Origin of the sequence: Fusobacterium mortiferum ATCC 9817, from assembly GCF_000158195.2 — a bacterium.
In the GTDB taxonomy this organism is placed as follows: Bacteria; Fusobacteriota; Fusobacteriia; order Fusobacteriales; family Fusobacteriaceae; genus Fusobacterium_A; species Fusobacterium_A mortiferum.
Map to the genome: position 1 here is coordinate 21,278 of NZ_GL987994.1, position 11,489 is coordinate 32,766.

11 protein-coding genes are annotated in these 11,489 nt (G+C 29.2%); 6 read left to right on the top strand and 5 right to left on the bottom strand.

All coding sequences use genetic code 11. The features are described 5' to 3' along the window. The first annotated feature begins 294 nt into the window (after positions 1–294). From FMAG_RS09735 to FMAG_RS09760, 6 genes are all read left to right on the top strand, one after another. A complete protein-coding gene (locus FMAG_RS09735; RefSeq protein ID WP_005886303.1) occupies positions 295–1,050 on the top strand; it encodes a carboxylesterase family protein in 756 nt (251 codons plus the stop codon). A gap of 158 nt (positions 1,051–1,208) precedes the next feature. After that, a complete protein-coding gene (locus FMAG_RS09740; RefSeq protein WP_005886305.1) occupies positions 1,209–2,462 on the top strand; it encodes a sugar ABC transporter substrate-binding protein in 1,254 nt (417 codons plus the stop codon). Next, entirely contained in the window at positions 2,462–3,343 is an 882-nt protein-coding gene (locus FMAG_RS09745) for a carbohydrate ABC transporter permease (RefSeq protein ID WP_005886307.1), read from the top strand. The genes FMAG_RS09740 and FMAG_RS09745 overlap by 1 nt, the downstream gene beginning before the upstream one ends. Further along, entirely contained in the window at positions 3,330–4,169 is an 840-nt protein-coding gene (locus tag FMAG_RS09750; RefSeq protein ID WP_005886309.1) for a carbohydrate ABC transporter permease, read from the top strand. Before FMAG_RS09745 ends, FMAG_RS09750 begins: the two co-directional genes overlap by 14 nt. Positions 4,170–4,190: 21 nt before the next feature. Then, the gene (locus tag FMAG_RS09755; RefSeq protein WP_005886311.1) at positions 4,191–4,958 is read left to right on the top strand and encodes an acyl-CoA dehydratase activase; all 768 of its coding nucleotides are present in this window, start codon (positions 4,191–4,193) and stop codon (positions 4,956–4,958) included. A 20-nt stretch (positions 4,959–4,978) separates the two neighbouring features. Next, positions 4,979–6,127, top strand: coding sequence for a double-cubane-cluster-containing anaerobic reductase (locus FMAG_RS09760; RefSeq protein ID WP_005886313.1), 1,149 nt, complete (start codon positions 4,979–4,981; stop codon positions 6,125–6,127). 46 nt (positions 6,128–6,173) lie between these two features. Here FMAG_RS09760 and FMAG_RS09765 read toward each other — a convergent pair whose 3' ends face one another. The 5 genes from FMAG_RS09765 to galU form a co-directional block, all read right to left on the bottom strand. Then, positions 6,174–7,352, bottom strand: coding sequence for an NAD(P)-dependent malic enzyme (locus FMAG_RS09765; protein ID WP_005886315.1), 1,179 nt, complete (start codon positions 7,350–7,352; stop codon positions 6,174–6,176). 130 nt (positions 7,353–7,482) lie between these two features. Continuing rightward, on the bottom strand, positions 7,483–8,541 hold the full coding sequence (gene mnmA / locus FMAG_RS09770; protein ID WP_005886317.1) for a tRNA 2-thiouridine(34) synthase MnmA: 1,059 nt from the start codon (positions 8,539–8,541) through the stop codon (positions 7,483–7,485). Positions 8,542–8,544: 3 nt separating this feature from the next. After that, positions 8,545–9,246: a biotin--[acetyl-CoA-carboxylase] ligase gene (locus tag FMAG_RS09775; RefSeq protein ID WP_005886319.1), complete on the bottom strand. Its 702-nt coding sequence runs from the start codon at positions 9,244–9,246 to the stop codon at positions 8,545–8,547. An 88-nt stretch (positions 9,247–9,334) separates the two neighbouring features. Then, positions 9,335–10,576, bottom strand: coding sequence for an O-antigen ligase family protein (locus tag FMAG_RS09780; RefSeq protein ID WP_005886321.1), 1,242 nt, complete (start codon positions 10,574–10,576; stop codon positions 9,335–9,337). A gap of 9 nt (positions 10,577–10,585) precedes the next feature. After that, on the bottom strand, positions 10,586–11,449 hold the full coding sequence (gene galU / locus FMAG_RS09785; RefSeq protein ID WP_005886323.1) for a UTP--glucose-1-phosphate uridylyltransferase GalU: 864 nt from the start codon (positions 11,447–11,449) through the stop codon (positions 10,586–10,588). Positions 11,450–11,489: the final 40 nt, after the last annotated feature.

Here is an 11,489-nt window from a genome sequence, read left to right on the forward strand (position 1 = left end):
ATCAACTAGAAAATCTGGAAAACATTTGGAATAAATCCTTTCTATTGTTTTAATTGTAAAATTAAAATGAAAGTAAGAAGAATTTCATATTTTAATATATCAAAAGGCTCCATTTGTTGGAAAGAATATTGTTGGTAGCGCTGATTAAAATCAGCTTTTTTGTGTTACAAAAATATTTATTTTTTCTTATTTTATTAAACTTCTAATAGAAATATTAACTAATTCCTTATTTTTCTCTTAAAAAGTCAAATTATAATTTCCTTATATATAAAAAAAGATACATATAAATATTATATGAAATCTTTAAAAATTAAAGATGTAGATAAATTTACTGCTGGTGAAATGTATGGTTTAAAATACAGAGATTTTAAACCTCAAAAAGATGGTAATAAACATCCTCTAATCATTTGGTTACATGGTGCTGGTGAAGGTGGAGATAGTAATATTACTCAAATATTGGGAAATCGTGGAGGAGTAGCTTTTGTTGAAGAGGATGCTCAAAAAATATTTGATACTCCTTATGTCTTAGCTCCTCAAACTCCTACATTTTGGATGAAATCATTTTTTGTAGGTAAAAGAGAGTTAGTTGGAGAAAAGGATTATACTCCAGATTTAGTAAATTTAATAAAAACTTATATTAGGGAAAATCCAGAAATAGATAAAAATAGAATATATATTGGTGGTTGTTCTATGGGTGGGTATCAAACTTTTAAGACATTAGTTTATGCCACAGACCTGTTTGCTGCTGCCTTCATTACTTGTCCAGCTTATATGCCAAGTACAGAAGAATTAAATACAGTAAAAGATACCCCTATCTGGTTAGTTCATGCTTCAGATGATACTACTGTCCCTGTATCAAATTCAAGAGAGTCTTTTAAATATCTAAAGAGTATAGGTGCAGATGTAGTTTACACAGAATATAAAGATGTTGTTATTGATGGAAATAAGTATGATCCACATGGTTCTTACTTCTATACACTACATAACTCTCCTATCAATGACAATGGAATCAATATTTTCCAATGGATTGCTTCTAAAAAGAGATATTAACTAAAAATTAATTAACTTTATAAAAATACACCAGATATTTTTGATATCAGGTGTATTTTTTATGTTTAAAGTAGTAAATAAACCTTTGAAATCATTGACATTAATAAAAATATCTTTTATACTATCTTTAGCTAACAAAATAAAGGAGTGGTTAAAATATGAGAAAAAAATTTTTATTGGCAACATCCTTAGTACTATCTGGAACTATCATTTTAAGTGGATGTTCTAAAGATGAGCCCACAACAAAGCAGGAAAAAAATCAGGAAATAACATTTATGATTCCAGACTGGGGAGTGCCACCACAGAATATGTTAGCAGAGTTTGAAAAAGAAACAGGAATTAAAGTAAATGTAGAAACAGTTTCTTGGGATGATATGAGAAATAAAATTGCAATAGCAGCAAGTGGAAATAAAGCAGCTGCTGATGTTTTTGAAGTAGATTGGTCTTGGATAGGAGAGTTTGAAAAAGCTAAATGGTTAGAGCCTATCGAACTTTCACAAGAAGATATCAATGATATTCCAAGTATTTCAACATTTATTGTAAATGGTCAAGTATTAGCAGTACCTTATGCAAATGATTTTCGTATAGGATATTATAATAAAGTGATATATGAACAAGTAGGTTTAGATGAACCTCAAACTTGGAATGATGTAATGGCAGATATGGAAATATTAAAAGAAAAAAATATTTTAAAATATCCATATACATTCCCACTAAATGCTAATGAAGCAACAACTACATCATTTATTTGGTTAACTTATCTAAGAGATGGAAAAGTTTTTAATGAAGATGGTACTTTGAATAAAGAAAATGCTCTAACTACTTTAAATTTTGTAAATGATATGTTAAAGAAAGAGCTTATTAATCCAGCTAATCTAACTTTAAATGGTTTAGATAGCTATAGACAGATTTTAAGTAAAGATGCAGCTTTTATGATTGGACCTACATCTTTCATAGCAAGAGCTGTTGACCCGACTCAATCTAAAGCTATTGGTGAAATTGAAGTTATTCTTCCACCTGGTAAAGATGGAAAAACTACACAAACTATGGCTTTAACAGAGGCAGTAGGAGTATCTTCTCTATCTGAAAATAAAGAAGCAGCAAAAGAGTTTGTTAAATGGTATACTTCTCAAGATACACAAAGAGCTTTCTTTAAAGAGATTAGTGCTATTCCAACAAGAACTTCTGTTTTAAATGCTGTTATAGATGCTGGAGAGATTAAAAATCCTGGAGCTATGAAAGAAACTTCTGTTCTAGTAAAATCTCCTTTCCCTAATGGAGTACCAGCTTATTATGCAGAAATGAGTAGTTCTATTTATAATGCTATTAATAGTATGGCTAGTGGAAATATTACTCCTGAAGAAGCAGTTAACCAAATTGATGTAAAAATAAAGGAGCTTCTTAAAAATTAATGAGTAGAAAAGATAAAATATTTCCCTACATTTTAGTACTGCCAGGGATTTTTATAGTAATTACGACAATACTATATCCAATACTACTTACCTTAATATATAGTTTACAATTTTACAAGTTAACTAAGCCCTATGATAAAAAAATTATAGGGCTTCAAAACTATATTGAAATATTTAGAGACTTAGATTTTTATAGCTCTCTTATAAACACAAGTATAATTGTAGTCATTGTTTTAATTATTGGAGTAATATTTAGTTTTATAATAGCTCTAATTCTGAATAGAGAGGGAAAAATTAGTAATTTTCTTACAGCTATTGCTATTATCCCTTGGGCTCTCCCTCCAGTTGTAAATGGAGTTATTTGGAAGTTTATGTTTTATCCAGAATTTGGATTAATTAATAAAGTTCTTTATTATTTGGGAGTGGTAGATGGTGCTATACTTTGGTTAAATAATAGATATATCTCTTTAATAATTTTTGGAATAATACTTTCTTGGAGAGTAATACCATTTTGCAGTATTTTAATTTTAGCAAATATAAAAGCTATACCAGATGATATTTTTGAAGCAGCAGAAGTAGATGGTGCTTCAACATTTTATAAAATAAAAGATATACTAATTCCAATACTTAAACCTACATTTTTAATTGTAATAATTAATTTAATCTTAGCTAGTATAAATATTTTTGATGAAGTAGTAGCTCTTGTAGGATTTAGAAAATTAGGAGAACCTTTTATGTTATACAACTATAAACAGACTTTTTCTTTTCTAAATATAGGTTATGGAAGTGCTATCTCTTATACATTAACACTTATTTTAGGAGTAATAGGTCTTATTTATATAAAATTTTTAAAAAGGGAGAAAAATGATGAAGAAAGATAAAAATAATCTTATTTATTATATTGCTGTTTTCCTCTTTTTAATCTTTATACTAGTTCCAATAATTTGGTGTTTTATTATAAGTATTAGTTTTGAAAAAGATATTTTTAATGATAAATTAGTTTTCTTCCCTAAGAGTATCAATTTTTCAAATTATTTAAAATTACTAAATCCGAAAGTAAAAGAGGGAAGTAATTTTTTACTTGCTATGAAAAACTCTCTTTTTACTAGTGCAATAACTATTATTATAGGTACACCTCTAGCAGTTATGAGCGGATACGCTTTTGCTAGATTTAGAAAAATAAAAGGAATTAAAATATTTATGACAATTCTTTTATCAACTATGGTTATTCCATTTTTTACTACAATAATTCCACTCTATACTTTATTTTCAAAATTAAATCTTTTAAATAGTATAGGATGGTTAGCAATAATTTATGTTTCATCTTTTCTTCCACTTGTAACTTGGATAACTATGAACTATTTTAAAGAGTTTCCAATAGAGATAGAAGAGATGGCATTAATTGATGGATGCACAAGATTTCAAGTCATACTAAAAATATTACTTCCAAATGTTTACCCTATAATCATTACTGGAATGTTAATCATATTTTTAAGAGCTTGGAGTCAATACCAGTTACCTTTAATATTAGCAGCTTCAAGAGATGTAAAGCCTCTTACTGTTCTCTTAGCTGAGTTTTCATCAAAGGATTTAATATTGTATGGACAGATAGCAGCAGCGGGTATTTTAACACTACTACCTCCTATGATATTTTCATTTGTCTTTAGAAGATATTTAATATCAGGATTGACTAAAGGAATATCATAGGATTTGACATAAGGAGGAATTTTGTTTTTTATAGGAATAGATATTGGGTCTACAGCAGCAAAAGTAGTTGTTATGGATTCTGAAAAGATAATAGAAAAGTTTACTCTACCAACTGGTTGGAGTTGTGTAGAAACTTCTGATAATATTTTAAAAAAATTAGAGGATATGGGATATATAAAAGAGGATACAAAAATAGTAGGAACTGGATATGGAAGAGTTTCAATCCCTTTTGCACATAAAACTATTACAGAGATAACTTGTCATGGATTAGGAGCTTATTACCTTTTTAAACAAGATTGTACTGTTATAGATATAGGTGGACAAGATACAAAAATAATTACTTTGCAAGATGGAATGGTAGCAGATTTTATCATGAATGACAAATGTTCTGCTGGAACAGGAAGATTTTTAGAAGTTATGGGAAATATATTAGGAGTAAAAATCAATGATTTAATAGAACTTTCTAAAAATGGGAAGGACACTAAAATTACATCTATGTGTACAGTTTTTGCTGAATCAGAAGTAATAAGTTTAATTGGACGTGGTGAAAGTAGAGAAAATATAGCCTATGGTGTTGTAAATTCTGTTATTGAGAGAGTAAGTTCATTATGTAGGAAACATGCTAAAAATTCATTATTTTTCTTAACAGGTGGACTATGTTCAAATGAATATATTTTAGAATTATTGAGTAGCTCCTTAAAAGGAGAAGTCTATTCAGACACAGAACTAGCTAGATATGCTGGTGCTATTGGTGCAGCATTAACAGCTAAAAAAATTAAAAATAGATAGTTTAAAAGAAAGGAACAGATATGAATAATTTACCGAAAGACTTTGAAATTTTTTCTGATGCTAGAAGACAAGGATTTTTAAAAGCTAAAGAGATAAAAGATAGAGGAGAAAATATGGTCGGAGTATTCTGTACTTATACTCCTAAAGAAGTTATTTATGCAGCAGGAGCTCATCCAGTTTCACTTTGTGCTTCAAATGATGAAACTATACCAGAAGCTGAAAAACATCTTCCTAAAAATTTATGCCCTCTAATTAAAGCAAGTTATGGTTTTGCCTTAACTGATAAATGTCCATATATGTATTTTTCAGATTTGGTTGTAGGTGAAACAACTTGTGATGGAAAAAAGAAAATGTATGAACTTCTTGGAGAAATTAAAGATACTCATATAATGAATCTTCCAAATATGAAAAATGAAGAATCACTTGAGCTTTGGAAAAAAGAGATTGAAAAGCTTATCACTAAATTAGAAAATAAATTTAATGTAGAGATTACAGAAGAAAAATTAAAAGAGAATATCAAATTTTGTAATGAGGAGAGAAAAATTCTAAAAGAGTTTTATTCTTTAGGAAAATTAGTTCCCCCACCAATTTCAGGATATGAAATTTATAAAGTTTTAGAAGGAGCAAATTTTACCTTTGATAAAAAAGAACAAAATGAGAGATTAACTAAGATGATAGAACATTTAAAAGAAGTACATAAAAATAATGAAGGACCTATCTCTAAAAATGCTCCAAGAATTTTAATAACAGGTTGTCCTATAGGTGGAGTATATGAAAAAGTTGTTAAACCTTTAGAAGAGTTAGGTGGAGTTGTTGTTGCTTTTGAAAATTGTAGTGGTATAAAAAATTTAGAGGAATTAGTTGATGAAAGTGAAACTCCTATAACTGCACTTGCTAAAAAATATTTAAATATTCCTTGTTCAGTAATGAGTCCAAATAAAGGAAGAGAAGAGATTTTAAAAAATCTAATAGATGAGTACCAAATAGATGGAGTAGTTGAAGTAGTATTACAAGCTTGTCACACATATGCAGTAGAAAGTTATAATATTAGAAAAATTGTTACTAAAGATAAAGAGATTCCATATATAGCTTTAGAAACTGACTATTCACAAACTGATTTTGGTCAAATAAAAATAAGAATGGAAGCTTTCTTAGAATTATTAGGATAGGGAAAACAAAAAATCCAGAAAGATTTTTCTCTCTGGATTTTTTTATCTAACCTCTACAAATTCCTTGCTCTTTTGCTAACTTTTCAACTGCACTTGCTACAGCTTCTGCTACTCTCTTATCAAAAGCATCTGGTATTATATAATCTTTTCTTAATTCTTCTGGTTTTATTAAAGAAGCTAACCCTTCTGCTGCTGCTATTTTCATTTCTTCAGTTATCTTTTTAGATTTAGCTCTCAATGCTCCCTTAAATAATCCTGGAAAAACTAGTACATTGTTTATTTGGTTAGGATAATCTGACCTTCCTGTTCCTACTATTGCTGCTCCTGCTTCTAGTGCATCCTCTGGCATAATTTCAGGAGTAGGATTTGCCATAGCAAATACTATTGCATCTCTATTCATACTTCTTACCATATCTTTAGATAATAAGTTTGGTGCTGACACTCCCACAAACACATCTGCCCCTACTATTGCTTCAGCAAGTCCTCCAGATATATCTTGAGAATTTGTAATCTCAGCTAACTCTTTTTTAGAGAAATCATATTTATCTTTATCACTTCTTCTTAAGATTCCTACTCTATCAACAGCTATTACCTCTTTAGCTCCTAATTTTTTTATAAGTTTTATAATAGAACTTCCTGCTGCTCCTGCTCCATTTACAACTACTTTTATATCTTCAACTTTTTTATTTACGACTTTTAAAGCATTAATAAGACCAGCTGCTACAACTATTGCAGTACCATGTTGATCATCATGGAATACTGGAATATCTAATTCCTCTTTTAATCTTGTTTCTATCTCTATACATCTAGGAGCTGAAATATCCTCTAAATTTATTCCACCAAGCCCTGGAGCAATTAATTTTACTGTTCTAATTATCTCTTCAGTGTCTTTAGTATCTAAGCATATAGGAATTGCATCTACATCTCCAAACTCTTTAAATAATACACATTTTCCTTCCATTACAGGTAAAGCTGCTTCTGGTCCTATATCCCCTAATCCTAATACTGCTGTTCCATCAGTTACTACTGCTACTAAATTTCCCTTTGAAGTATATTTATATACATCTTCTTTATTACCTGCTATTTTTCTACAAGGTTCTGCTACCCCTGGAGAATAAGCTAAACTTAAATCATCTCTATTTTCTACTTTAACTTTAGAAACTACTGATAATTTTCCCTTACTTTTCTCATGTAATTCTAATGATTTTTCATATACATCTGCCATTTTTTTCCTCCAGTTACTATTATTTCTTTCTAGCAATATTATATTCCTTTTCTTTAAATAAGTAAAGTTTTTTGTGTTTTATTTTAGAAGAAAACAACTATTATAGTACATTTATTTTTTGTTTTATTTATTATGAAAATATCTTTTTATCTACTATCATTCCTCCACCTAAAACAAAATCTTTATAATAGATTACAAGATGTTGTCCTGGGGCATTTTGAACATTTTCCTCAAAATATTCAAAATATATTTTTTCATTTTCTACTATGACTTTTCCTTCAGCACCAAAACTAGAAAATCTTGGTCTTCCTATAACTTTTTTCTCTATTATTTTTTCTAATTCAATTGGGGATTTAAAATCAACTAGTTCCACTCTTTTTCTAGCTAATTCTTTATACTCTCCTAAAGTTATCTCATTTTTCTCTGGATTTATAGCAGTTATAAAATATGCTCTTGGAAGTTTTAAATTGAGTCCTCTTCTCTGTCCAATAGTATAGAGTTGATATCCTTCATGTTCTCCCATTATATTTCCATCTCTATCTATAAATTTTCCTCTTTTGATACTATCTCCTAAATTTCTCTTTAAAAAATCTATATATCCTATCTTAGCAAAACATATCCCCTGACTATCTTTTTTATTATGTACCTCTAGTCCAATATTTTCTCCAATCTCTCTTATTTCATTCTTAGTGTATTTAAAAAGGGGGAAAAGAAGTCTTGAAATCTTGTCACTATCTAATCTATATAACATATAGCTTTGGTCTTTTTTACTATCTTTTGCTTTCTTTAAAAGTATCTTATCAAACTCTTCATTATATTCTGTAGAGCAATAATGTCCAGTTGCTACATAGTAAGCTTTCTCCTCATCTGCTATGTCAAAAAGTATTTTCATCTTAACTCTCTCATCACAAATTACACAAGGAGAAGGAGTTATTCCTTTAGAATACCCATCTAAAAAATTATTAACTACCTCTTTTTGAAAAATATCCTCAATATCTATAACCCTATGCTTTATATTAAAAAAATTAGCTACTTTTTTAGCTGAATCTATCTCTTCTTTTAAACTTTCCTCTTTCTTATGATTCAAAGTAACTCCTATTACTTCATATCCTTGTTTTTGAAGTAGATATACAGAAATTGAAGAGTCTACTCCTCCACTCATTCCTAATACAACTTTTTTTCTATTCATTAATCATCTCCTATTTTTTATATGAATCTCTCCAATATTAAACAGTTTCTCTTCTCCATCTATCTCAACTTTTAATCTTCCTTCATAGACTATATCTTTAGCTATTCCACTTCCTAATGATTCTCCATATTTTATTATCTCTATCTCTTTTCCTTTTAAATAGTTATATGAGTTTATCTCCTTTAATACATATTCCCAATTTTCAGAGAAATATTTTTTAAACTCATTTATTATACAAAAAATTATATCCTCAGTAGAGTAAAATTTTCCTGTTATATTTTTTAATGATGTAGCTTTATCTTGAGCATAGCCAAAATCATCATTATTAACATTAACTCCTATACCTATTATAAAGAAATCTCTTATTTTTTCCACTAAGATACCACATATTTTTTTATCTTGTATATAAATATCATTAGTCCATTTAAATTTATAATCTAAGTTCTCTATTTTCTTTAATCCACCCAATACTGATATTCCAGCTACTAATGGTAATCTCATATACTCTTCTAAAGAGAGATTTTTATCTTCTTGAAGAGCAAATGAAAAAATTGCCATTCCCTCATTGGATACCCATACATTTCCACGACGCCCTACTCCTGCTGTTTGAGTTTTAGCAATTACACAATCATAATCTTTTAAATCTTCTCTCTCTTTTAAATATTTATTTGTAGAATCTATCTCATTAAATCTAAATATTCTCATATCTCTCCCTTTATTTATATTTTATTTTCTATTACTTTTTCATAATTATACCATAATATGTGTAAAAAAAATAGAGAGCCTAAGCTCTCTAATTCTTACTCTTTACTCTAGATAGATATAGCCCTAAGGAGAATACCAACACATTGGATTTCCATATCTCTCTCCATACATTCTCAGTAAACCCACCTATTAAAAAGGCTACAAGCATACCCATTGTACCTACTACAAGATAGAAATTCAAATCTCTTTCTCTAGCTATACAGTATCTAAATTGTCTGTATAGGATAAATAGAAACATCCCTATAAAAGGAAAAGCTAGTATCCCTTCCTCAGCAAGAGTTGTGAAATACATACTGTGAAGATTACCAGAGCCAGCTATCTGCTTAAGATGAGACTTTGCCCATTTATGCTCCATCTCATCATATTTATTATTCTTCTCCATATACTCTAAAGCATACTTACTAGCATTATCTCTTCCCACTCCAAAGGGAAGGTTATTTTTAAACATATCTATTGAGCTTTCCCACATAAATAGTCTTATCTTGTTAGATGTATCCTCTAGGTTTTGTATACTCTCAAATCTTTTAATATATCTATTATTCTCTAAACCTTTACTTGTAACTGCTCCTACTCCCAATACTCCCACTAAGATTACACCAACTATAAAGAGCTTTTTGTTTTTCATAAGTAGGAATACTACTACAAATAGTCCACCTAAAAATCCAAGCCAAGCCCCTCTTCCCTGTGTCATAACAAGAGCTATTAGTGCTAAGATAAAGGCTAGAAGATAGATAGGTAATTCTTTGTATTTTTTAAATTTTATGTTGTATATAATGAGTGCAAGAAGAAGTAAACTTCCCATAGCTAATATGTGTGCTTCATCTAGTGGATGACTAGAGAAACTTATTAGCCTTGCATTGAAATTCCACTTAAGTTTTTTGTAGAAAAATATTCCATTGATAAAACTAATAAATATACTCAGAGAGAAAAGGGATAGAATTATCTTTATTACCCTTTCACTGGTTATAAAAAGAGGTATAGAGAAGATAGGTAGATACCTATATGACTTTTCTAAGGCTCTTTGAAAAGAGTGAGTTCCCCCTGCTGAGAAAAGACTAAATATTGGTAGTAGAACAAGGATAACCAATATATATTTTTCCTCTGTTGTTAATCTGATTTTTCTCTTATCCCAAAGATAGAGTAAAAAGGCTAGAGCTAAAAATCCTAGTCCTATATTTACTCCAGATTTGGATATAAAAAGAGAGAGGGTGTAGATATATACACCTAACTCTCCTATTTTATTGTATATATTTTGGTTGATTTTAAACATAAGTTGCTCCTAGATATTTTTAAGATATTCTAATAGTTCCTCTCTTGTCTCCTCATTTCTTAGTCCAAACTCTATATTTGCTTTAAGTAATCCAAATTTATTACCTATATCATATCTTTTTCCATCAAAGTTATAAGCTAATACCTTTTCTCCATCTTTCATCATAGCTACTATGGCATCTGTAAGCTGTATCTCTCCACCTTTTCCTGGTTCTGTTTTTTCTAAGTATTCAAATATTTTTGGAGTAAGTAGATATCTTCCAAGACAGGCAAGTCTTGATGGAGCTTCCTCTATACTAGGTTTTTCTATAAAATCTGCCATCTCTACAGTTTTTTCATCTAATGATTTAGATGGTTTTACTATTCCATACTTAGAAACATCAGATTCCTTTATCTCTTGACAACCTACTATACTAGATTGATATTTAGAATAATTATCTATTAATTGCTTAGCTACTGGTATATCATTGTATACTATATCATCCCCTAAAGCTATTACAAATGGCTCATCTCCTACAAAAGATTTAGCTTTTAATATAGCATGTCCTAATCCTTTTGGATGATTTTGTCTAACATAACAGATATTAGCCATAGATGATATGCTCTCTACTTTTCCTAATAATTTATCTTTTCCATCTTTTTTAAGAGTATCTTCTAATTCATAAGAGTAATCAAAATGGTCTTCAATACTATTCTTATTTCTACCAGTAATTATGATTATATCTTTTATTCCAGACTCTACAAGTTCTTCTATGATATATTGTAATGACGGTTTATCTACTATTACTAACATCTCTTTAGGCTGTGCCTTAGTTGCAGGCAATACCCTAGTACCAAGTCCTGCTGCTGGTATGACTGCTTTTGTTACTTTCATAAATTATACTCTCCTTCTATTAAATCTTTTAAAACTAAAA